General features: G+C 72.3%; 23 protein-coding genes. 12 read left to right on the top strand and 11 right to left on the bottom strand.

Features of this window, described 5'->3' with window-relative positions; genetic code table 11:
* Positions 1-10 precede the first annotated feature (10 nt).
* Positions 11-1849 carry a DNA helicase RecQ gene (gene recQ, locus ABZX11_RS09975; RefSeq protein WP_354911572.1) on the top strand — a complete coding sequence of 613 codons (1839 nt, stop codon included), beginning with the start codon at positions 11-13 and terminating at the stop codon, positions 1847-1849.
* A gap of 1 nt (position 1850) precedes the next feature.
* Here the strand turns inward: recQ and ABZX11_RS09970 are convergent, their stop codons facing one another.
* Positions 1851-2075, bottom strand: a complete 225-nt coding sequence (locus ABZX11_RS09970; RefSeq protein ID WP_176176436.1) for an antitoxin — start codon at positions 2073-2075, stop codon at positions 1851-1853.
* Positions 2076-2228: 153 nt separating this feature from the next.
* Here ABZX11_RS09970 and add point away from each other — a divergent pair, with 153 nt between their 5' ends.
* Entirely contained in the window at positions 2229-3203 is a 975-nt protein-coding gene (add, locus tag ABZX11_RS09965; RefSeq protein ID WP_354911570.1) for an adenosine deaminase, read from the top strand.
* On the opposite strand, the gene ABZX11_RS09960 is transcribed toward add, so the two are convergent.
* Together ABZX11_RS09960 and ABZX11_RS09955 are read right to left on the bottom strand one after the other, a co-directional pair.
* Complete coding sequence (locus tag ABZX11_RS09960) at positions 3181-4548, bottom strand: VWA domain-containing protein (RefSeq protein ID WP_354911567.1); 1368 nt, start codon at positions 4546-4548, stop codon at positions 3181-3183. The genes add and ABZX11_RS09960 overlap by 23 nt on opposite strands.
* Positions 4545-5426, bottom strand: coding sequence for a MoxR family ATPase (locus ABZX11_RS09955; protein WP_176176433.1), 882 nt, complete (start codon positions 5424-5426; stop codon positions 4545-4547). Before ABZX11_RS09955 ends, ABZX11_RS09960 begins: the two co-directional genes overlap by 4 nt.
* Positions 5427-5489: 63 nt before the next feature.
* Here ABZX11_RS09955 and mgrA point away from each other — a divergent pair, with 63 nt between their 5' ends.
* Positions 5490-6518 carry an L-glyceraldehyde 3-phosphate reductase gene (mgrA, locus tag ABZX11_RS09950; RefSeq protein WP_176176432.1) on the top strand — a complete coding sequence of 343 codons (1029 nt, stop codon included), beginning with the start codon at positions 5490-5492 and terminating at the stop codon, positions 6516-6518.
* 135 nt (positions 6519-6653) lie between these two features.
* On the opposite strand, the gene ABZX11_RS09945 is transcribed toward mgrA, so the two are convergent.
* Positions 6654-7508 (bottom strand): SDR family NAD(P)-dependent oxidoreductase, encoded by an 855-nt coding sequence (locus tag ABZX11_RS09945; protein ID WP_354911564.1) that lies wholly within the window; start codon positions 7506-7508, stop codon positions 6654-6656.
* A 141-nt stretch (positions 7509-7649) separates the two neighbouring features.
* Between ABZX11_RS09945 and ABZX11_RS09940 the strand changes: the two genes are divergently transcribed.
* Complete coding sequence (locus tag ABZX11_RS09940) at positions 7650-8315, top strand: helix-turn-helix domain-containing protein (protein WP_354911562.1); 666 nt, start codon at positions 7650-7652, stop codon at positions 8313-8315.
* 14 nt (positions 8316-8329) lie between these two features.
* Positions 8330-9199, top strand: a complete 870-nt coding sequence (locus ABZX11_RS09935) for a TIGR03564 family F420-dependent LLM class oxidoreductase (protein WP_354911559.1) — start codon at positions 8330-8332, stop codon at positions 9197-9199.
* An 18-nt stretch (positions 9200-9217) separates the two neighbouring features.
* Here the strand turns inward: ABZX11_RS09935 and ABZX11_RS09930 are convergent, their stop codons facing one another.
* The 4 genes from ABZX11_RS09930 to sigC form a co-directional block, all read right to left on the bottom strand.
* Positions 9218-10441 carry a helix-turn-helix domain-containing protein gene (locus tag ABZX11_RS09930; RefSeq protein ID WP_354911555.1) on the bottom strand — a complete coding sequence of 408 codons (1224 nt, stop codon included), beginning with the start codon at positions 10439-10441 and terminating at the stop codon, positions 9218-9220.
* Between the two features lie 135 nt (positions 10442-10576).
* On the bottom strand, positions 10577-11035 hold the full coding sequence (locus tag ABZX11_RS09925) for a (2Fe-2S)-binding protein (protein WP_176176427.1): 459 nt from the start codon (positions 11033-11035) through the stop codon (positions 10577-10579).
* A gap of 11 nt (positions 11036-11046) precedes the next feature.
* Complete coding sequence (locus ABZX11_RS09920; protein ID WP_354911552.1) at positions 11047-13284, bottom strand: molybdopterin cofactor-binding domain-containing protein; 2238 nt, start codon at positions 13282-13284, stop codon at positions 11047-11049.
* 164 nt (positions 13285-13448) lie between these two features.
* The gene (sigC, locus tag ABZX11_RS09915) at positions 13449-14000 is read right to left on the bottom strand and encodes an RNA polymerase sigma factor SigC (protein WP_354911550.1); all 552 of its coding nucleotides are present in this window, start codon (positions 13998-14000) and stop codon (positions 13449-13451) included.
* A gap of 58 nt (positions 14001-14058) precedes the next feature.
* Here sigC and ABZX11_RS09910 point away from each other — a divergent pair, with 58 nt between their 5' ends.
* A complete protein-coding gene (locus tag ABZX11_RS09910) occupies positions 14059-14745 on the top strand; it encodes a zf-HC2 domain-containing protein (protein WP_354911547.1) in 687 nt (228 codons plus the stop codon).
* Between the two features lie 22 nt (positions 14746-14767).
* Here ABZX11_RS09910 and ABZX11_RS09905 read toward each other — a convergent pair whose 3' ends face one another.
* Complete coding sequence (locus tag ABZX11_RS09905; protein WP_176176424.1) at positions 14768-15508, bottom strand: DUF427 domain-containing protein; 741 nt, start codon at positions 15506-15508, stop codon at positions 14768-14770.
* Between the two features lie 100 nt (positions 15509-15608).
* Here ABZX11_RS09905 and ABZX11_RS09900 point away from each other — a divergent pair, with 100 nt between their 5' ends.
* From ABZX11_RS09900 to ABZX11_RS09890, 3 genes are all read left to right on the top strand, one after another.
* Positions 15609-16805 (top strand): ROK family protein, encoded by a 1197-nt coding sequence (locus ABZX11_RS09900; protein WP_176176423.1) that lies wholly within the window; start codon positions 15609-15611, stop codon positions 16803-16805.
* A 95-nt stretch (positions 16806-16900) separates the two neighbouring features.
* On the top strand, positions 16901-17341 hold the full coding sequence (locus tag ABZX11_RS09895; RefSeq protein WP_176176422.1) for a MarR family transcriptional regulator: 441 nt from the start codon (positions 16901-16903) through the stop codon (positions 17339-17341).
* On the top strand, positions 17338-18522 hold the full coding sequence (locus tag ABZX11_RS09890; protein ID WP_354911542.1) for a cytochrome P450: 1185 nt from the start codon (positions 17338-17340) through the stop codon (positions 18520-18522). Before ABZX11_RS09895 ends, ABZX11_RS09890 begins: the two co-directional genes overlap by 4 nt.
* A 4-nt stretch (positions 18523-18526) precedes the next feature.
* Here the strand turns inward: ABZX11_RS09890 and ABZX11_RS09885 are convergent, their stop codons facing one another.
* The gene (locus tag ABZX11_RS09885; protein WP_354911539.1) at positions 18527-18988 is read right to left on the bottom strand and encodes a pyridoxamine 5'-phosphate oxidase; all 462 of its coding nucleotides are present in this window, start codon (positions 18986-18988) and stop codon (positions 18527-18529) included.
* Between ABZX11_RS09885 and ABZX11_RS09880 the strand changes: the two genes are divergently transcribed.
* Positions 18987-19463 (top strand): MarR family transcriptional regulator, encoded by a 477-nt coding sequence (locus ABZX11_RS09880; protein ID WP_354911536.1) that lies wholly within the window; start codon positions 18987-18989, stop codon positions 19461-19463. The genes ABZX11_RS09885 and ABZX11_RS09880 overlap by 2 nt on opposite strands.
* A gap of 51 nt (positions 19464-19514) precedes the next feature.
* Positions 19515-19844 (top strand): nuclear transport factor 2 family protein, encoded by a 330-nt coding sequence (locus ABZX11_RS09875; protein WP_176176417.1) that lies wholly within the window; start codon positions 19515-19517, stop codon positions 19842-19844.
* Here ABZX11_RS09875 and ABZX11_RS09870 read toward each other — a convergent pair.
* Positions 19834-20334: a PaaI family thioesterase gene (locus tag ABZX11_RS09870; protein ID WP_176176416.1), complete on the bottom strand. Its 501-nt coding sequence runs from the start codon at positions 20332-20334 to the stop codon at positions 19834-19836. The two genes, ABZX11_RS09875 and ABZX11_RS09870, sit on opposite strands and share 11 nt — an antisense overlap.
* Before the next feature lie 118 nt (positions 20335-20452).
* On the opposite strand from ABZX11_RS09870, the gene ABZX11_RS09865 reads away from it, so the two are divergent.
* Positions 20453-20821: a metalloregulator ArsR/SmtB family transcription factor gene (locus ABZX11_RS09865; RefSeq protein WP_176176415.1), complete on the top strand. Its 369-nt coding sequence runs from the start codon at positions 20453-20455 to the stop codon at positions 20819-20821.
* The last annotated feature ends 6 nt before the right edge of the window (positions 20822-20827 follow it).

Genomic DNA, 20827 nt, shown 5'->3' with positions numbered 1-20827 from the left:
AGTCGGGCGGGTGGCAGAGACCGACCTCGCACCCGCGTCCGACGCGCTGGAGACCCTCCGGCGCGTGTTCGGCTACGACAGCTTCCGCGGCGACCAGGCGGCGATCGTCGAGCACGTGATCGCCGGCGGCGACGCGCTCGTGCTGATGCCCACCGGCGGCGGGAAATCGCTGTGCTACCAGATTCCCGCGCTCGTGCGGCCCGGCGTCGGCGTCGTCGTCTCGCCCCTGATCGCGCTGATGCAGGACCAGGTCGACGCGCTGCGCAACGCCGGTGTCCGCGCCGGTTTCCTCAACTCCACCCAGGACTACACGGCGCGGCAGGAGGTGGAGTCGGCGTTCCTGAACGGCGACCTCGACCTGCTGTACCTGGCGCCGGAACGGCTTTCGGTGGAATCCACCGTGCGGCTGCTCGACCGCGGCAAGATCTCCCTGTTCGCGATCGACGAGGCGCACTGCGTCGCCCAGTGGGGCCACGACTTCCGGCCCGACTACCTCCAGCTCTCCGCCCTGCACGAGCGGTGGCCGGAGGTGCCGCGGATCGCGCTGACGGCGACGGCGACCGAGGCCACGCACAAGGAGATCTCCGCCCGGCTGCAGCTGGACGAGGCCCGGCACTTCGTCGCGAGCTTCGACCGGCCGAACATCCAGTACCGGATCGTCGGCAAGAACTCGCCGCAGCGGCAGCTGCTGGAGCTGCTGCAGACCGAGCACAAGGGTGACGCGGGGATCGTCTACTGCCTGTCGCGGAACTCGGTGGAGAAGACCGCGGAGTTCCTGGTGCAGAACGGGATTCCGGCGGTGCCCTACCACGCGGGACTCGACGCGCGCACCCGCGCGAAGCACCAGTCGCGGTTCCTGCGCGAAGACGGGCTGATCGTCGTCGCGACGATCGCGTTCGGCATGGGCATCGACAAACCGGACGTCCGGTTCGTCGCGCACCTCGACCTGCCGAAGTCGGTCGAGGGCTACTACCAGGAAACCGGACGGGCGGGCCGCGACGGCCTGCCCTCGACCGCCTGGCTCGCGTACGGGCTGCAGGACGTCGTCCAGCAGCGCAAGATGATCGACACGTCCGAAGGCGACGATGCCCACCGGCGGCGGCTGGGCGCGCACCTGAACGCGATGCTCGCGCTGTGCGAGACGGTCGAGTGCCGCCGGGTGCAGATCCTCAACTACTTCGGGCAGGCGGCCGGGCCCTGCGGCAACTGCGACACGTGCCTGAACCCGCCGGAGAAGTGGGACGGCACGATCCCGGCGCAGAAGCTGCTCTCGACCGTGGTGCGGCTGCGCAACGAGCGGCGCCAGAAGTTCGGCGCCGGCCAGATCATCGACATCCTGCTGGGCAAGTCCACACCCAAGGTCACGCAGTTCCAGCACGACACGCTCAAGACGTTCGGCATCGGCACCGAGCTGCGCGAGCCCGAATGGCGGGCGGTCGTCCGCCAGCTGCTCGCCCAAGGTCTGCTCGCCGTCGAAGGCGACTACGGCTCGCTCGTGCTCACCGAAGCCAGTGCCGAGGTGCTGGGCGGCGATCGCCAGGTGCTGCTGCGCCGCGAACCCGAGCGGGCGGCCGCCGCCGCGAAGGTCCGCAGCACGCGGAAGGCCGCCGCGGCGGTGGAGATGCCCGCGGAGGCGGCGCCGCTGTTCGAACGCCTGCGGGCCTGGCGGGCCGGCGTCGCGAAGGAACAGGGCGTGCCCGCCTACGTCGTCTTCCACGACGCGACCCTGCGCCAGATCGCCACGCAACGGCCGGCGTCGCTGGCGGATCTGGGCACGGTCAGCGGCGTGGGCGAGAACAAGCTCGCCAAGTACGGCGAGGGATTGCTGGAGGTCCTGACCGCCGGGTGACCTACCGGCCGGTGGCCGTCCCCGGGTGGCCCGGCTGCCCGGTCACCGAGTTGACCTTGCGCACCGCGCCGGCGATCTGGTGGTGGTACTTGCCCTTGGTCTTGTCGTCGACGAACTTCGCCGCCTTGCCGACGACCTGGTTCACCTTTTCGGGGTTCTTCTTCGCGTAGGCACGAGCCGCGCCGGCAGCGCCGGCCAGCATGGTCAGCTTCTTCATCAAAGGCACGGTGGCCCTCCCTTGTCGGTTGCGGTCATCCTGACAACGCGGACGAACCACCCGGAGGTTCCCCGTGTGACGGGGCCCAAAACCTGAGCCCGCCGCGGCCGGCCCCGGAAATTGCCGCGCGGATCGCCTCCGGAGGGCCCTAGGCTCGCGCTCATGCGCGACCTGGCCGCCCTGCCCAAGGCCCACCTGCACGTCCACCTGGAAAGCACGATCCGCCCGGACACGCTCCGTGAGCTCGGCGAGGCGAACGGCGTCGCCGTACCGGGTGAACCTCCGGTGTTCGACGGCTTCCGCGCCTTCGCCGACCACAACGCGCTGATCCGGTCGTGCCTCCGGCGTCCCGAAGACTTCGAACGCATCGCGCGCGAGTACTGCGAGGACGAAGCCGCCCAGGGCACGCGCTACGCCGAGGTCACCTTCACCGCGGCCTCGCACGGGGAACGCCTGGGAGACCTCGAAATGCCGCTGCAGTCCGTCCTCAAAGGACTGGCAGACAGCGGGGACCTCGAGTGGCGGCTGCTGCTCGACCACTCCCGGCGGCGATCGGTCGAACGCGCCGAGCGCACCCTCGACCTCGCCCTGAAGTACGACGAAGTCTTCGCGATCGGCATGGCGGGCGAGGAAAACCACTCACTGCGTCCGTTCGCGACGCTCTTCGAGAAGGCCCGCGCGGCGGGGATCCACCTCCTGCACCACACGGGCGAGGACGCCGGGCCGGACAGCATCCGCGAAGCCCTCGAAGTGGGCCGCACCGAACGGCTCGGGCACGGCATCCGCGTCCTGGACGACCCTTCGCTGGTCGCCGAGGTGCGCGAGCGGGGCCTGGCCCTGGAGGTGTGCCCGTCGTCGAACGTGACGCTGGGGCTGGTGCCGTCCCTGCCCGAGCACCCGCTCCCCCGCCTGCTCGACGCGGGCCTGACGGTCACGCTCAACACCGACGTCCCGTCGGTCACCGGCGCCGCGCTGGCCGAGGAGTACGCCAGGGTGCGGGAAGCCTTCGGCTACGACGACGCGGCGATGGCGGACTTCGCCCGCGCGAGCGTCACGGCGTCCTTCGCGCCCGAAGCGACCAAAAAAGCCATCCAGCGCGACATCGACGCCTGGCTCACACCGGCAGCAGGCGGGTGACCAGCGTGCCGAGCTGGTGCACCGTGCGGCACTCGTGCATCTCGACGACCTCGGCGTACTCCAGCGCCGCCGAGTCCCCCGTGGACCACAGCGACCGCCGCTCGGGGTTCAGCCAGTAGACGTGCCGGGCGCGGGCCTTGATCTCGCGGACGGCGGCGAGGTTCGGGTCGCCGCCGTTGGTGCGGGCGTCGCCGAGGATCAGCACCGACGTCCGCGGGCCGATCGCCTCCAGCCAGTTCTCGGTGAACTGGCGCAGGGAGCCGCCGTAGTCGCTGTGGCCGTCCCAGCGCACCAGCGCGGCTTCGGACAGCATGCGCGCGCCCAGCTGCTCGGGGTCGGCCGCGCCGGTGGTGACCAGGTGGGTGACCTCGTCGGCGCTGTCGACGAAGGCGAACACCCGGATCTTGCTGAACTGGTCGCGCAGCGCCTGCACCAGCAGCATGGTGAAGTTCGCGAACCCGGCCACCGAGCCGGAAAGATCGCACAGCAGCACGATTTCCGGCCGTCCGGGCCGCCGGTGGCGGTAGGCCGGGCGCAGCGGGACGCCGCCGGTCGAAAGCGACCGCCGGAGCGTGCGCCGCAGGTCGATCCGGCCGCGCGTCCGGCGGCGGCGCCGCGCGGCCAGGCGCGTCGCCAGCTTGCGGGACAACGGCTGGATCGCGCGGCGCAGCTCGGCGAGCTGGGCGCGGCTGGCGATGAGGAAGTCGACGCGGTCGGCCGCGGGGGCGATGGCGTGCTTGGCGACGCGTTCGCGGCCGCGGACCTCGGCCGCGCGGCGGCGCGCCTCCGTGCGGACCTGCCCGCGGAAGCCCTCGACGCGGCGGCGGATCTCGTCGCGGTCGAGCCGGTCGGTGAACTCGCCGCGCGCGCCGCCGCCGCGGACCGCGGCCAGCACCCGCGCGATCAGCGTCTGCGGCTGGAGCCGCTCCAGGGTCTGGTGGGCGGAGAAGCCGCCGCCGGGTCCGGACGCCGAGCCGTACTGGCCCAGCATGTCGACCGCGAGCCCGGCCAGCTGCGACAACGCCTGCTGGTCGCCGTCGGCGAGCGCGGCGGCGAGCTCTTCGCGCAGCTCCTCCAGCGTTGTCGGCTGGTCTTCGCGGGCCCGTTCGGGCGCGCCGACACCCGCCGGGAAGTAGAGGTCGAACGCGGCATCGAAGACCGCGCGCTGCCCGCCGCGGCGGACCAGTGCCGCGGCCAGGCCCTCGCGGACCAGTTCCCGGTCGTCGAGGCCGAGCACCTCCAGCGCGGCGGCGGCGTCGACCGTCTCGCTCGGCCCCGCCGGGATGCCCTGGGCGCGCAGCGCCTTGACGAACGCGGCGAGCCGCTCCGGCACGCCGCCGGTCACGACGCGTCCAGGACCTGTTCGAGCTGCAGGCCGGCGCTCGCCTTCGCGATGTCGTCCTGGTGCTTGAGCACGACGCCGAGGCTCTCCCGCACGACCCGCTCGTCCAGCGTGGCCGCCCCGAGCGCGAGCAGGGTGCGCGCCCAGTCGATCGTCTCCGCGACCGACGGCAGCTTGCGCAGGTCCATCGCCCGCAGCGCGGCGACCACCCGGACGACGGAATCGGCGAGGGCGGCGTCGATCCCGGGCACCTTGAGCCGCACGATGTCGCGCTCGAGGTCCTCGTCGGGGAAGTCGATGTGCAGGAACAGGCACCGGCGGCGCAGCGCCTCGGACAGCTCGCGCGTGGCGTTGGACGTCAGCACGGCGAACGGCGCGCGGGTGGCGGTGATCGTGCCGAGCTCGGGCACGGTGACCTGGAAGTCGCCGAGCACCTCCAGCAGGAGACCCTCGACCTCCATGTCGGCTTTGTCGGTCTCGTCGATCAGCAGCACGGTCGGCTCGTCGGAGGAGATCGCGGTGAGCAGCGGGCGGCGGAGCAGGAACTCCTCACCGAAGATGTCGGTACGGGCCTGCTCCCACGTCTCGTCGCGGCCGGCGGTGATGCGCAGCAGCTGCTTCGCGTGGTTCCACTCGTACAGCGCGCGGGCCTCGTCGATGCCCTCGTAGCACTGCAGGCGCACCAGCCGCGAGCCGCTGACCTGGGCGACGGCCTTGGCGAGCTCGGTCTTGCCGACGCCGGCCGGGCCTTCGACCAGCAGCGGCTTGCCGAGCCGGTCGGCCAGGAACACGGTGGTCGCCACCGCCGTCGAGGCGAGGTAGCCGGCCTCGGCCAGCTTCGCCGACACGTCGTCGACGGAAGTGAAGAATCCGGTGCCCACCACTGACCTCCTAAGCGGTCGCTCACCAGGAGCGTACCCGACCGGCGGGTTAGCATCGGCCGCGTGACCTACGTTGCCGCTGACGGCCGATACGACTCGATCCCCTACCGGCGCTGCGGGCGCTCCGGACTGAAACTGCCCGCGATCTCGCTCGGGCTGTGGCACAACTTCGGCCACGACAAGCCACTGGAGACCCAGCGCGCGATCACCCGCCGCGCGTTCGACCTGGGCATCACCCACTTCGACCTGGCCAACAACTACGGCCCGCCGTACGGCTCGGCCGAGGAGAACTTCGGGCGGCTGCTGGCCACCGACTTCAAGCCCTACCGCGACGAGCTGGTGATCTCCACGAAGGCCGGTTACGACATGTGGCCCGGCCCGTACGGCGAGTGGGGCTCCCGCAAGTACCTGCTGTCCTCCCTGGACCAGTCGCTGGGCCGGCTGGGCCTGGACTACGTCGACATCTTCTATTCGCACCGCTTCGACCCCGAGACGCCGCTGGAGGAGACGGTCGGGGCGCTGGACGCGGCGGTCCGCGCCGGGAAGGCGCTGTACGTCGGGATCTCGTCCTACAGCTCGGAGCGGACGGCCGAGGCCGCGCGGCTCCTGCGCGAACTCGGCACGCCGCTGCTGATCCACCAGCCGTCGTACTCGATGCTCAACCGCTGGATCGAAGAGGACGGCCTGCTCGACACGCTAGAACAGGTGGGTGCGGGCTGCATCGCGTTCTCGCCGCTCGCGCAGGGCCTGCTGACGGACCGGTACCTGAAGGGCGTCCCGTCGGACTCGCGCGCGGCGCAGGGCAAGTCACTCGACCCGGACACGCTCGACGAGAACCGGCTGGGCCGCGTCCGCGCGCTCAACGAGGTCGCCGGGCGGCGCGGGCAGACGCTGGCGCAGCTCGCGCTGGCCTGGGCGCTGCGCGACCACCGGGTGACGTCGGTGCTGATCGGGGCGAGCAGCGTCGAGCAGCTGGAGGACAACGTCGGTGCGCTTGGCAACCTGGAGTTCTCGTCGGAGGAGCTGACCGAGATCGACGGCCACGCGACGGACGCGGACATCAACCTCTGGAAGCGTTCGTCGGACTCCTGAACCCGGCCCGCGCTCTTGCTGTGGTCCTGACTCCGATGCCCGGCATCGGAGTCAGGACCGCAGCCCGATCCTGCTCGCGGTGGGCGACGGCGCCCGATTCGCCTGGCCCCGCGGGGGCGCCCCCCGTTTTCCACGCTACCGGACAGCACCGACATTTTCGGCGCCCTGAGCCTCCGCCGACAGGTCCTGCCACTGCTCCCAGGTCGCGAGGCGGTCCTTGTAGGCCTGCTTGATCATCGGGTGGAAGCCCTGGCCGAAAAGGACGCGCAGAGGCGGGTTGGGCAGGTCGACGACCTTGAGGAGGGCCTGGGCGGCGGCGGCCGGGTCGCCGGCGGGCTGCCGCCCCGCCATCTCCGCGAGGCGGCGGCGGAGCCCGTCGTAGACCGGGCTGGTCTCGCTGACGTGGCCGTTGGCGAGGGGGTCCGGGTTCTTGCCCTCGCGGGTGGCGAAGCCGCCCGGCTCGACGATCGTGACCTTGACGCCGAAGTCGGCGACCTCCTTGGCCAGGGTTTCGCCCAGGGCTTCGATCGCCCACCGGGACGCCTGGTACGCCCCGCCGAGCGGCATCGCGATGAGCCCCGCGGCCGAGGACAGCTGGATGATGTGACCCGAGCGCTGGTCGCGCAGGAAGGGCAGCACGGCCTGGACGACCCACAACGGGCCGAACAGGTTGGTCTCCAGCTGGGCGCGCAGTTCGGCCTCGGTCAGCTCCTCGATGGCGCCGATCTGCGCGTAGCCGGCGTTGTTCACGACGACGTCCAGCCGTCCGAAGTGCTCGGCCGCCCGCTTCACGGTCTCGAAGACGGCCGCCTTGTCGGTCACGTCCAGTTCCAGCGGGAGCACCGCGTCGCCGTAGGTGGCGACCAGCGCGTCGAGGCTCGCCGTGGACCGCGCCGTGGCCGCCACCCGGTCGCCCCGGCCGAGGGCGGCCTCGACGAAACGGCGGCCCAGGCCGCGCGACGAACCCGTGACGAACCAGACCTTGCTCATGGGGTTTTCCCTTCTCCGCATCGGCATCCGATCGCCAACAGGACACCGGCAGCCCGGTACCCGTGACAGCACGGCGAGGTGACGCCAGTCACCCCGTCTCGACGTTTGACCAAATTAGAAAATTGGTCATACGATGGCCGCATGCCTCCTGCCGAAGACCGCGCCGAACGGGCCGAGCGGATCCTCGACGCGGCCGCCGAGCTCCTCCTCCGCGCCGGGTACCGGCGGACCACGATCGAGGACGTCGCCGACCGGGCCGCGGTCGGCAAGGGGACCGTCTACCTGCACTGGAAGAACCGCGAGGAGCTGTTCCTCGCGGTTCTGCTCCGGGAGTCCGTCCGGGCGCTCGAAGACCTCGTCGCCGCCCTCGCGGCCGATCCGCTCGTCACGCGGCTCTCGCGGCTGACCGAAATCCAGTACGCCAACACCCTGCGGCGCCCGTTGCTGCGGGCCGGCTACGCCGACGACACCGAAACGCTCGGCAAGCTGCTGCCGAAACTGCACACCAAGCTCGACCCGCGGCACGCGGAAGCCTTCGTCGAATACCTGGAACTGCTGGCGGCGCACGACCTGCTGCGCACCGACCGGCCGGTCCGCGAACTCGTCGTCGCCTTCCAGGCCGTCCTCCACGGCTTCCTCGGCCGCACTCCCCCGCCCGAACCCGCTTTGATCGCCGACACCGTCGCGCACGCTTTCGAGCCGCTGGCCGTGTCGACGAGGCAGCTGCGCGCGGTGGCCCCGCGGGCGCTGGAGCTGTTCACCGAAGCCGTTGCCCTCGACCGCAAGCAGCTCGAACGCGCTTACTGACCCCGGGAGGTCCCATGCGCACCGGAATCCTGATCGACGAACTCGGCGTCGGCTTCGACGCCATGACGACCCAAGCCCGCGAAGCCGCGAAGCTCGGCTACGAAACGCTTTGGGTGGCCCAGCGCGGCGGCTGGGACGCGCTCACGGCCCTGCCCGCGCTCGCCGCGGCCGCGCCCGGCGCCGGGCTGGGCACCTGTGTCGTGCCGACCTACTCGCGGCACCCGATCACCATGGCCGCGCAGGCGCTGACGGTCCAGGCGGCGGCCGGGGTGCCCGTCCACCTCGGCCTCGGGCTGAGCCACCGGCACGTCGTCGAAGGCGAGTTCGGGTACTCGTACGACCGCCCGCTCCGGCACCTGCGCGAGTACCTCCAGGCGCTGGAACCGTTGCTGCGCGGGGAAAAGGCGGACGTCCACGGCGAGTCGCTGACCGCGGCGGCCGGGCTGGCCACCCCCGGCGCGCAGCGGCCCGCGGTGCTGCTCGGCTCGGTGAGCCCGCAGACGACGCGGCTGGCGGGCGAGCTGGCCGACGGCGTGATCACGACGTTCGCCGGCCCGCGGGCGATCGGCGAGTTCGTGGTGCCGACGCTCGGCGAGGAGTCCCGTGTGGTCTCCGGCCAGCTGATCTGCGTGACGTCCGAAGCGGACGAACGCCGGGCGGCGCTCGAGGAGCTGTACGGCGGGGCGGCGAACATCCCGGCCTACCGCGCGGTCCTGGACCGCGACGGCTTCGAGCGGGTCTCCGACAGCGCCATCGTCGGTGACGAGGAAACCGTGCGCCGCCAGGTGCAATCCCTCGAAGACGCGGGCGCGACCGAGCTGCTGGTGATGCCGTTCGGCTCGCCCGGGGAGCAGGCTCGTACGCGGGAGCTGCTGGCTTCCTGAGCCGGCTCCGGACCGCCCCTAGCGCGGTGCCGGCAAGTGGGTCGCCTCCGGGAACAGGTTCAACGCCCGCAGCGCCGCCCCCAGCTCGGCGATGTCCGCCGGGTTCGTCAGCGAGCGGCCCAGCTCCTCCGTGATCCGCTTCAGGCGGTGGCGGATCGTGTTGGGGTGGCAGAACATCCGCTCCGACGTCAGCTTCGTCGACCCCTGGCAGTCGAACCACGCGCGCAGCGTCAGCAGCAGCACGTTGCGGTCGTCGCCCGGGAGGTCCAGGAGGGGCTGGAGCACGTGGTGGGCCAGCTGGACCGAGGCCTCCGGCGCACTCGCCACCAGCCCGGCCAGCGGGGACTCGGTGAACTGCACCAGCCCCGGCGTCCCCGGCGCCATGCTCGACAACGCCACCCGCGCCAGGTGCAGCGCGCGGGCGGTGTTGCCGAGGCCGGTGAACACCGGGCTCATCCCGACCCGGCCCACCGGGTGCTCGCGGACCAGGCCGACGATCGCCGAAGCCGCAGCCGGGTCGCGCAGGGACACTACGCCCACCTGGAGATCCGGGGTGAGCCGCCACGCCGACGCGTGCTGGGCCGCGCGCAGGCGGGCCTCGATCTGCGGGAGCGGCTCGTCGCCCAGGCGCGGGGTTTCCGCCGCGACGACCACGAACGTGCCGTCCAGGGACAGGTCGAGCACGCGGGCGATGTCCCAGAGCGTCCCCTCGGTCGCGGCACCGCCCGCGAACAGGGCCTCCACCAGCGCCGAACGCCGGTTCTGGTGCGCCACCATCACTTCCGCCGTCGTGTCGCGGTAGGCCGTGGTGAGGGCTTCCGCGAGGTCGTCGATCAGCGCCCAGATCGCCGTGGTCGCCGCGACCAGGCCGGCCAGGTCCTGCGTGCCTGCGGTCAGCTCGACGAACAGGTGCCAGACCTCGGTGAGCCCGATCCGGTAGGCCCGCAGCAGCTCCGGCAGCGGCGCGCCCTGCAGCGCACGGGCCCGGCCGGTCGCGCGGGCCTGGGACAGGTCCGGCACGTCGGAGCCGCGCAGCGTGCGCATCACGTGCTCGAGGTTGGCGCGCACCGAGTTCCGCAGCTCGGCGTGCGTGACGAACCGGGCGTCGGCGTAGACCGGCATCTCGGCGCGGATCTGCCGCACCGTGCTCTCGACGAGGTCCGGCAGCTTCCGCTCGACCTCGGCGGCGAGCACGGCCACGCGAGGGGCGAGCCCGTCGGACAGAAGCGCCTGGTAGTGCATGGTGGCCTCCGGTCCCCGGCCTCTTCGTTGAGGTCCGAGACCGACATCTAACCCGAACGAGGCCACCACGTTCGGGTGAACTTTCTACAAGAACCGCGGATGCGGAGGTTCTTTTGTGGAACCTCCGCATCCGCGTCAGGCCATCTTCGCGGCCGCGCTCTTGATCGCCTCCCGGATCCGGAAGTAGGTGCCGCAGCGGCAGACGTTCTCGATCGCGTCGATCTCGGCGTCCGTCGGGTTCTTCGTCTTCTTCAGCAGCGCGACGGCCGCCATGATCTGCCCCGGCTGGCAGTAGCCGCACTGCGCGACGTCCTGCTCGAGCCAGGCCTCCTGGACCGGGTGCAGCTCGTCGCCGTCGGCCAGGCCCTCGATCGTCGTGACCTCGCGCCCCGCGCACGCCGAGACCGGCGTGACGCAGGGGTTGAACGCCTCGCCGTCGAGGTGGCTGGTGCAGGCCTTGCAGACGTTGATGCCGCAGCCGTACTTCGGCCCGCGGACCTTGAGCTTGTCGCGCAGCGCCCACAGCATCGGCAGGTCGGCGGGCGCGTCGACGGTGACGGTCTTCCCGTTCACCACGAAGGTGTAGTTCGGCACGGTGGCTCTCCTCAGCGCGGGAACGGGTCGAAGTCGACCGGGAAGGTGATCGGGAAGCTGCGGGGCTTGATCCCGGTCGCCCGGGCGTAGGCGTTGGCGATCGCGCCGACCGGGGCAGGCAGGCCGAGCTCGCCCGCGCCGCCGATGTCGTCGCCGGTCGCCGGCATGACGTGCACGGTGACGTCCTTCGGCGAGTTCTTCTGCCGCGCGTAGTGGAACTGCGAGTAGCTGCCCTCCAGCGGCAGGCCCCGGTCGATGTGCAGGCCGGCGGTGAGCGTCGTGGAGATCGCGTCGGTCAGGCCGCCGAGCATCTGCGCCTGGATCCCGCGCGGGTTCACCGGCTTGCCGACGTCGACCGCGATGGTCGCCTTCGTGACGCGCGGGTGCTTCGGGTCGCGCGCGTCCAGTTCGACCAGGCAGGCGGTGTAGGACTTGTACTCGCCGTGCACCGCGATGCCCTGCGCGAACCCGGCGGGCATCTTCTTGCCCCACTCGCCGAGCTCGGCGACCTTGTCGAGCACCGCGCGCTGCCGCTCCTCCTTGATGAATTCGCGGCGGAAGGCCACCGGGTCCTTCCCCAGCTTGGCCGCGATCTCGTCGACCATGATCTCTTCGGCGCCCCGGGTGTTCGCCGAGTAGACCGACCGCCACGCCGAGGTGTGGAACTTCAGCGGCACCTCGTTGAGCAGCTGCGTGGTGACGCCGAAGTTGTACGGCGACTTGACGGTCAGCAGGAACACCGTCTGCGCGAAGCTGAGGTTGCCGCCGACGGGCAGCTTCGCCGCGAACGCGGTGAGGATCTCGCCGAGGCCGTGGCTCCAGTCGGTTTCGACGCTCGCGACGCGGTGTTCGAACGTCAGCACCTGCCCGAGCGCGAAGGTCGCGCGGATCCGGTGGTAGCTCGCCGCGCGCGCCCGGCCGTGGCGCATGTCGTCGATCCGGCTCCACATCAGCCGGACGGGCTTCTTCATCGCCTTCGAGATGTGCGCGGCTTCCAGTGCCGCGTCGAAGAACAGCCGCCGCCCGAAGGACCCGCCGCCCTGCTGGACGTGCACGGTGACCTTGTTCTCCGGCAGCCCCAGCTCCTGCGCGATGGTCTGCTTCGCCACGATCGGCGACTTCAGCCCGGCCCAGATGGTCGCGCTGTCCTCGCGGACGTCGGCCACCGCGGAGTTCGACTCCATCGGCGCGTGGCTGGCGAAGGCGAAGTCGAACTCGCCGTCGACGTACTGGGTCAGCAGCGGCGGCACCACGAACGGCAGCGCGGCGGCCCGCAGCTTCTTCTTGACGCTCTCGTTGTCCTCGGCGTCGACCGTGCCCGGCCCCCAGCTGACGTCGAGGGCGTTCTTGCCGTCGAGGGCCTGGCCGAACGTCTCGGCCATCACCGCGACCCCGGTCGGCACGACGGCGATGTCGATGATCCCCGGCATGGCGCGGACGGCGGCCTCGTTGTTGACCTTCCGCACCGTGCCGTTGATCGTCGGCGGCCGGCGCACCATCACCGGGTTGGCGCCGGGGATGTCGAGGTCGAGCGTGTAGACCTGCTTGCCGGTGACCATCGCGCGGGCGTCCTTGCGCGAGGTCGGGGTCCCGACGAGCGTGTGTGCCGACTCGGCTTTCGGCGCGATGGCGCCGGTGGTCAGGTCCGTGCGGGAAGCCGGGCCGGCGAGGGTGCCGTAGGAGGCGCTGCGGCCATCGGGCGCCCACACCGCACCGTCGCGTGTGGACAGCCGGGAGGTGCCGGTCCCCCACTGCGCCGCCGCCGCGGCGATCATCCGGGCGCGCGCGGTCGCCGCGGTGGCGCGGACCGGGTCGTAGAGCGAGCGCATCGTGTTGGACCCGCCGGTGAGCTGGTTGAACAGCAGCTCGGTGCGGGCGTCGGAGAGCACGACGTCGACCCGGTCGAGCGGCAGGTCCAGCTCTTCGGCGACGAGCATCGCGGTCGCGGTCGTGATGCCCTGGCCGACCTCGGCGCGCGGCAGCTGCAGCCGCACGCGGCCGTCGGACGTCATCTCGAGCACGAGCATCCCGGCGGTCGGCGCGCACGAGAGCGTCAGCACGTCGCCGAGGTCGAGGATCTCCGCCGGCTGCGGCAGGGTCGGGACGACGGCCTCGGCGCGGGCCGGGGCGAGGCCGTCGGCGGTGAACCCGGTGGCGACGGTGAGCGTGGGTGCGGCGACGAGGTAGGTCAGGAAGCGGCGGCGGCCGACCTGCCCCGGCTCGGGCTGTTCGGTGGTGGGACTGGCCATCGGGAATCCCTTGCTGGGTGGTGGCGGGGTGCGCGCCACGCTAAGGACCCCTTGACACGGCGTCAACGCGGAGTAGTCGAGTTCGCCCATCTCTGTGACGAGATGACAGCGGAAGCCCCCGAATGTGTGCGCCGCCACAGCGCCGGACGGCGCAGCGGGCTGGTTCAGCCGGCCCCGCGGGCGCGCCGGGCCTCGATCAGGTCCTCCCGGGCGCGGGCCACGCGGGAGCGGACGGTGCCGACCGGGCAGCCGCAGACGTCGGCCGCCTCGGCGTAGGACAGCCCGAGCACCTGGGTCAGGACGAGCACCTCGCGCCGGTCCGGGTCCAGCCCGTCGAGCAGGAGGCGCAGTTCGACGAGGTCTTCGAAGCCGGCGCTCGCGTCGCGGGTGCGCTCGGCGGCTGCTTCCCAGTCGGTGTCGGCGATCTTGGGCCGCGACCCGGCCGCCCGGATCTGGTCGACGACGACCCGGCGGGCGATCGAGAGCAGCCACGTCCGCGAAGACGAGCGCCCGGCGAAGCGGCGAAGGCTGCCGAAGGCGCGGAGGTAGGTCTCCTGGGTGAGGTCGTCGGCCGCGCCGACGTCGGTGAGGTGGGCGAGGAAGCGCCAGACGTCGGCCTGGGTGGCGCGGACCCAGGCCTCCAGCGCCCGCCGGTCGCCGCGGCCGGCGGACAGGGCCAGGTCCGTGACGCGGTCGTCGTCCTCACGGTGGGTCATGGTCCGGAACTTAGCAGTGACCGGGAACTTTCCGGATCCGCCGTCCGACTAGTGGACCATGAGGTGCGAGGACTGCCGCGAAGCTCTGTCGGCGCGACTGGACGGCGAGGCCGAGCCGGTCTCGCCCGACGCGCACCTGGCGTCCTGCGCGGACTGCCAGGCGTGGTTCGCGGGCGCGGAACGGCTGCGGCGCGCGATGCTGCTGCGCCCGGCGCCGCCGGTCCCGGACCTGACGGCGGCGATCCTCGAACGCACGCCGGCCCCCTCGGGCGAGCGCTGGGGACGGCGGATCGCCTTGGCGGTGGTGGCGATCGCGCAGCTCGGGCTGGCGTTCGCCGAGCTGCTCGGGACGGGCCACGGCGGCGTCCACCTCGGGCACGAAAGCAGCGCGTGGAACCTGGCGGTGGGCATCGGCCTGCTGACGGCGGCCCTGCTCCCCAAGACCGCGGGCGGCCAGCTGCCGCTGCTGACGGGGTTCGTCGGGGTGCTGCTGGCGCTCTCGGCGGGCGACCTCGCGGCGGGCCAGGTGACGCTGTCACGGCTGTCGACGCACCTGCTCGTGGTGCTCGGGCTGGCGCTGCTGTTCGCGGTGCACCGGGAGCACCGGAACACCGGCACTCCGCTCCCGGCGGCCACGGCCGACGGCGGAACGTCGGCTCCGGGGTCCACTGTGGATGCTCCGGCGCCGGGACGGCCGCGGCCCCGCCCGTTCCGGCGGCAGGCGCACGGCCGCCACGCGGCCTGACGTGTAGAGCGTTATACGCGCGTCAGGCGAATTTCGTCTTCGGGCGGTCCTGCCGCACCCCGTCGACGTACACGTCCACCTTCTCGTCGAGGAACGCCACCAGCCCCGCGGCCCGGATGCTCTCGGGCAGCGGTGTCGGGTAGCTCCAGGCGAGGTCCTCGTGGCCGGCGACGTCGAAGTGCTCGGCCGCGCCCTTGTACGGGCAGTGCGTCACCGTGTCGATCCGGGTCAGCAGGTCCATCCGGACGTCCACGCGGGGGAGGTAGTAGCGGGTCGGCAGGCCGGTCTCGAACAGCAGGTGCGGGCGCACCGAGTCCGCCACCGTGACGCCGTCGACCTCGATCCGCACGTGCCGCGAGCTCGGGAGGACGTCGACGCGGACGCCGGGGTCGCGCGGGTGGGTGAAGATCTGCTCGTCCTCTTCGAACCAGTCGAACGCGCCGAACTCGAACCGGACGTGTCCCCGGAGCTCCTCGATGGGCGAATCCGGGTACTCCAGCGCGCCGTCCACCGCCTCGGCTGCGGCACCCTTTATCGTCGACAGAACAGCTTCTCCGCGGCTCGGCGAGTGCGCCGTCCGGCCGGAGGGGGTGAGAACACCGCTCACGACGTCCGCGCGCGGGATGTAGTACGTGGGGTAGTACGGAACTTCCCACACCAGGAGGGGGTGCACCGTGTCCGCGACGACCTGCCCGCCGAGGAACACCCGTACCCGCTTCGCGCCCTGTGCCACGCGGACCCGGCCGCGTCCCGGAGTGCTCATGCTCCGCTCAACGGGCCGTGAAGTGCGGGTATTCCGGCGCGCCCGCGAGCGGGACGGCTAGCGTGGCAGGGAGCACGAGGACGACAGGAGGCGGGCACGGGTGGCCGGCGTAGAAATCCCCACGGTCGGTACCCCCGCCGGGATGCGCAAGATCAACCAGCGGGCGGTGCTGGACCTGCTGCGCCGCGGCGGGCCGGCGACCCGGCCGCAGGTCGCGAAGGACACCGGGCTGTCGAAGCCGACGGTCAGCCAGGCGCTGCTGGCGCTCGAGGCCGCCGGGCTGGCCCGCCCGACCGGGCAGACGTCCACCGGCACCGGACGCTCGGCCGTGCTGTACGAGGCCGACCCGACCGCGGGGTACGTGCTCGGCGTCGACATCGGCCGCGAGCACCTGCGGGTCGCGGTGTCCGACCTCGGCCGCACCCTGGTGGCGCGCCGCGACGAGCGCAACACGGCCCGGTCCGGGGCCGCGCTGGTGACGGCGGTCGGGAAGATCGCGGCCGCGGCGGTCGCGGAGGCCGGTCTTTCGGCGGACGACATCGTTGTCCGCGTGGTCGGCTCCCCCGGTGTCGCCGATCCGGAGAAGCGGTGCTTCCGGCACGCGCCGAACCTGCCGGGCTGGGGCCGCGCGGGGCTGATCGACGACCTCGAAGCGGCACTGGGCCCGGACCTGATGGTGGAGAACGACGCGAACCTCACCGCGGTCGGCGAGGGCGAAAGCGGTGCCGCGCGCGGAGCTTCGGTGTTCGGCTGCATCACGATCGGCACCGGCGTCGGCATGGGCCTGATGGTCGACGGCCGGGTCTTCCGCGGCGCGACCGGCGCGGCGGGCGAGATCGGCTACCTCCCCTACGGCCGCACGCGCGCGGCCGACGAGCCGGGCACCCCGCCGGCCCGCGGCCACCTCGAAGAGGCGACGGCGGCCCAGTCGGTGGTCCAGGGCGCCCGCGAACTCGGCTTGGGCACGGCGAAATCGGCCCGCGAGGTGTTCCGGATGGCCCGCGAAGGCGACGAGCTGGCCCGCCAGGCCCTGGCGGCGGAGGCCGACCGCCTGGCGTACACGGTGGCCTCGGTGGCGGCGGTGATCGACCCGGAGCTGATCGTCCTGGGCGGCGGCATCGGCACGGCGGCGGACCTGCTGCTGGAACCGATCGACCGGGCCCTGCGCGCGTTCACGCCGCTGGTGCCGAAGGTGGTCCAGGGCGAGCTGGGCGAGGACGCGGTGCTGACCGGGGCGATCAGCGTGGGTCTGCGGGCGGCGGAGGGTCTGGTCTTCGACCGCCGCGTCGGCGCCTGAGCCGCCGTGCCACCACAGAAGTAATAACAAGCTGACTATATTTCGCTGGATAGTCGTTTGCGTCCACGAGTTAGTACTGAATATAGTACTAACTCGTGGACGATGAAGAAACCGTGCAGGCGGTGCGCCGGAGCGTGCTCCGGCTCGCGCGGCGCTTGCGCGGCAGCCGCTCCGCGGGAGCGTTGAGCCCCGCCAAGGTGGGCGTGCTGGGTTACCTCTCCCGGCACGGTGCCAGCAGCCCGGGCGAGATCGCCGCCGCCGACGCGCAGCGGCCGCAGGCGCTGACGAAGGTGTTCACCGAACTGGAAGCCGAAGGGCTGATCAGCCGGTCACCCAACGAAGACGACGGGCGCAGCGTCGTCCTCGACCTCACCGGGCCGGGAGCGGCCGCCCTGGAAGCCGACATGCGCGAGCGCGACGCGTGGCTGGCCGCCGCGTTCGGCGCGCTCGGCGAAACCGAGCGCGGGGTGCTCCGGCTGGCCGCTCCCCTGCTCGAGCGCCTCGCGGACCAGCCCGCCGCGAAGGAGAAGGCATGACCGACGCTTTCCCGCTGCCCCGCACGTGCCCGTACACGCCGCCGCCCCGGCTGGCCGAGCTGCAACGCGACGCCCCGATCACCCGCGTCCGGATCTGGGACGGCAGCACGCCGTGGCTGCTCACCCGGTACGCGGACGTCCGCGCGGTGCTCGCCGATCGCCGGTTCAGCGTCGACCCCACCCGGCCCGGCTACCCCGCGCGCGGCCCGGCGAGCCGGGGACGGCGGAGCGGCCGCGGCTCGTTCATCTCCATGGACGGCCCCGAGCACACCCGGCTGCGGCGGATGCTCATCGGCGAATTCACCGTGCGCCGCGTCGAGGCGCTGCGGCCGGCGATCGAGCGCACCGCCGCCATCCTGCTGGACGAGCTGGCCGCCGGACCCCGGCCCGCCGACCTCGTCGGCCGGTTCGCGCTGCCGCTGCCGTCCATCGTCATCAGCGAACTGCTCGGCGTGCCCTACGAAGACCACACCTTCTTCGAAGACCGCGCCCGCGCGATGCTGGACGACTCGGCCGGCGGCGAGGCCAACCGGGCCGCGACCGCGGAACTCGCCCGCTACCTCGGCACCCTGCTGCACCGGCGAAGCACGCACCCCGCCGACGACCTACTGGGCAGGCTGAGCGCCGAGCAGATCGCCACCGGCGCCCTCTCTCGGTCCGACGCGGTGGCCACGGCGATCCTGCTGCTGGTCGCCGGCCACGAAACGACGGCGAACCAGATCGCCCTCGCCACCGCGTTCCTGCTCGACAACCCCGAGCACGCCGAGGTCTTCCGCAGCGGCGCCCCGGCAGCCGCGGTCGACGAACTGCTGCGGCTGCTCACGATCACCCACCTCGGCCGCCGCCGCGTCGCCACCGCCGACGTGGAAATCGGCGGCGTCACCATCCGCGCCGGCGAAGGCGTCATCGCCGCCGCCGACATCGCCAACCGCGACGCCGGCGAGTTCGCCGATCCCGACGGGGTGGACCTCGCCCGCAGCCCCAACCACCACCTCGCCTTCGGGCACGGCGAACACCTGTGCCTCGGCCACCACCTCGCCCGCCTGGAACTCCGGGTCGCGCTGAGCGCGTTGCTGCAGCGCCTGCCCGGGCTGCGGCTCGCGGTTCCCACGGGCGAACTGCCGTTCCGGCACGCGCACCCGATCTACGGCATCGACCGGCTCCCGGTCACCTGGGACTGAGCCGCTAGGCGGCCCGCCAGGCCTCGCCGCCGGCCGACAGGCGCCAAGGGGTCAGGCGCAGCACGGTGATCTTCGGGTCGCGGTGGTCCTCGCCGCCGAGGATCTTCGGGTCGTAACCCAGCGGTTCCGGCGTCGAGGCGAACAGGTCCCACAGGCGCTTCCGCGTTCCTTCGTCGTCCTCGAACTCCGCACGGCACTCCGCCACCGCCACCTCGTGCTGCGGGTCCCAGTACGAGCACGACACGTACGGCGAGGCCGCCAGGTGCGCCAGTTTCAGCGGGGTCGGCCGGGTGAACAGCCGGCCGGCCAGGCCGTCCGGGGTGTGCTCCCAGATCGGGTGGACGACCCGGGAACGCGGCCGGCCCCGCCGGTCGACGGTCACCAGCGTGCACCAGACGATCCGGTGCGCGACGCGCACGAACGCTTCCGCCAGCTCGGGCGGCACCCTGCTAGATTCCACAACCATGGTTGTGCATCCTAGCACCCTCGACCTCTCGCTGACGGCCCTCTTCGCGGGCTGGGCGATGACGGACGAGGTCCAGCGGCGGCTCGCCACCCGGGGCTTCGGCGACCTGCGCTTCAACGACGGCGTCGTGATCCAGCACGTCCTGGCCGCACCGCTGTCCATCACCGCGCTGGCCGAGCGGATGGGCGTGACCCAGCAGGCCGCATCAAAGGCCGTGGCCGACCTCGAACGCCGGGGCCTGCTGCGCCGCGAACCCGATCCGGCCGACGCACGCACGAAACTGCTGCACCTGACCGAGCACGCACTGGCCGCCGTGGAAGCAACCCGGGTGCTGCGGCGGGAACTCCAGGAGGAAATCGAGACGGAGTACGGCGCCGAGCGGGCCGAAGACGCGCGAAACCTCCTGGCGGCGGTCATCGGCCGCTACGGCGGCGACGACGCGATCCGCGCCCGCCGCGTCCGGCCGCCGCGCTGATTACCTCCGGCGTAATCGACGGCGCCGCCCGGACGGCCGAGGATCGGCGGCATGAGCGAATCCGCGAAGAACCGCACGATCGTCGTCGAGTGCCTGGAGAACCTGTTCGTGCACAAGGACTTCGACGCCGCCAAGGCCGCGCTGCACCCCGATTTCGTCACCCACAGCCCCGGGCTGCCCTCCGGCCGCGAAGCGTTCACCGAAGCCGTGAAGAACTCGCCGCTCGCCGGCGCGGCCGCGGTGATCAAGCACGTCGTCGCCGAGGACGACCTCGTCGTCGCGCACCTGCACGTGGCCGGGACGGCCGTCGTCGACATCCTGCGTGTCGAGGACGGCCTGCTCGTCGAGCACTGGGACGTCAAGCAGCCGGTCAGCGGGTGATGACGCAGGTCCCCGAGGCCGTGGCCAGCAGCCTGCCCTCGGCGTCGCGGATCTCCCCCTCCGCGAACGCGATCCGGGAACCCTCCTTCACCACGCGGCCGGTCGCGCGGATTTCGCCGCGGCCCGCGTGGATCGCACGCAGGTAGCTCACCTTCAGCTCCACCGACGCGTAGCCGACACCCGCCGGCAGGGTCGTGTGGACCGCGCAGCCGACCACCGAGTCGAGCATCGTCGCCGCCACGCCGCCGTGGACCATGCCGATCGGGTTGTACAGCGACTCGTCCGGCTCGGCGACCGCGACGACCTCGCCGGGTTCGACGCTCTCCCAGCGCAGGCCGAAGTGCGCGGCGATCGGCGCCGGCGGGACGCGGCCCTCGGCGATCGCCCGCATGTACTCCAGGCCGGACATCGTGGCGCCGAGCCGCGCGCTCTCCAGGGGGTCCTGCCAGGTGATGGTCTTCGAACGGACCTGTGCTTCGACGTCGGTCATCCCGGCTCCTCGATTATGACAACTGTCTTAAGCCTCGCCCCCGGGCGGGCGAGCGTCAAGCACCGCGTGACCCAGACCACCGGTGGTCCGCCCGCGCCGCGGGTGGAATCATCCGGGGGTGAGCACCGACCGCAAGCCGATCGACCCGGAACGCGTCGCGGCGGCGGTCGACGGGCTGGGCGACCGCGCCGTCATCGACGAATGGGCCCGCCGCTTCTCCGTGGTCGCCGACCCGTCGCGGCTGGCGCTGCTGGTCTCCATCCACTACGCCCGCGAGATCAGCGTCACCGACCTCGCCGCGGCCACCGGCATGACCGACACCGCGGTGTCGCAGGCCCTGCGGCTGCTGCGGGCGCACGGGCTGGTCACGCCCCAACGCACCGGCCGCGTGGTGCGGTACCGGCTGGCGGACGCCACCGTGCACGAACTCATCCATCACGTGCGTCCCCACCCCGAACAGCACGCGGGCAACCCCGAGGACCGGTAGCGTGCC

This window comes from Amycolatopsis sp. NPDC004169, assembly GCF_040610315.1.
In the GTDB taxonomy this organism is placed as follows: Bacteria; Actinomycetota; Actinomycetes; order Mycobacteriales; family Pseudonocardiaceae; genus Amycolatopsis.
Note: the sequence above shows the minus strand (reverse complement) of the source record. Positions and strands in the feature narration are given on the sequence as shown.

What these genes read in the sequence shown, in the direction of transcription:
- add (WP_354911570.1), top strand. Translation starts at nt 2,229, where the DNA reads ATGCGCGACCTGGCCGCCCTGCCCAAGGCCCACCTGCACGTCCACCTG.
- ABZX11_RS09945 (WP_354911564.1), bottom strand. Translation starts at nt 7,508, where the DNA reads ATGAGCAAGGTCTGGTTCGTCACGGGTTCGTCGCGCGGCCTGGGCCGC.
- ABZX11_RS09940 (WP_354911562.1), top strand. Translation starts at nt 7,650, where the DNA reads ATGCCTCCTGCCGAAGACCGCGCCGAACGGGCCGAGCGGATCCTCGAC.
- ABZX11_RS09935 (WP_354911559.1), top strand. Translation starts at nt 8,330, where the DNA reads ATGCGCACCGGAATCCTGATCGACGAACTCGGCGTCGGCTTCGACGCC.
- ABZX11_RS09930 (WP_354911555.1), bottom strand. Translation starts at nt 10,441, where the DNA reads ATGCACTACCAGGCGCTTCTGTCCGACGGGCTCGCCCCTCGCGTGGCC.
- ABZX11_RS09920 (WP_354911552.1), bottom strand. Translation starts at nt 13,284, where the DNA reads ATGGCCAGTCCCACCACCGAACAGCCCGAGCCGGGGCAGGTCGGCCGC.
- sigC (WP_354911550.1), bottom strand. Translation starts at nt 14,000, where the DNA reads ATGACCCACCGTGAGGACGACGACCGCGTCACGGACCTGGCCCTGTCC.
- ABZX11_RS09910 (WP_354911547.1), top strand. Translation starts at nt 14,059, where the DNA reads ATGAGGTGCGAGGACTGCCGCGAAGCTCTGTCGGCGCGACTGGACGGC.
- ABZX11_RS09905 (WP_176176424.1), bottom strand. Translation starts at nt 15,508, where the DNA reads ATGAGCACTCCGGGACGCGGCCGGGTCCGCGTGGCACAGGGCGCGAAG.
- ABZX11_RS09890 (WP_354911542.1), top strand. Translation starts at nt 17,338, where the DNA reads ATGACCGACGCTTTCCCGCTGCCCCGCACGTGCCCGTACACGCCGCCG.
- ABZX11_RS09880 (WP_354911536.1), top strand. Translation starts at nt 18,987, where the DNA reads ATGGTTGTGCATCCTAGCACCCTCGACCTCTCGCTGACGGCCCTCTTC.
- ABZX11_RS09885 (WP_354911539.1), bottom strand. Translation starts at nt 18,988, where the DNA reads ATGGTTGTGGAATCTAGCAGGGTGCCGCCCGAGCTGGCGGAAGCGTTC.
- ABZX11_RS09875 (WP_176176417.1), top strand. Translation starts at nt 19,515, where the DNA reads ATGAGCGAATCCGCGAAGAACCGCACGATCGTCGTCGAGTGCCTGGAG.
- ABZX11_RS09870 (WP_176176416.1), bottom strand. Translation starts at nt 20,334, where the DNA reads ATGACCGACGTCGAAGCACAGGTCCGTTCGAAGACCATCACCTGGCAG.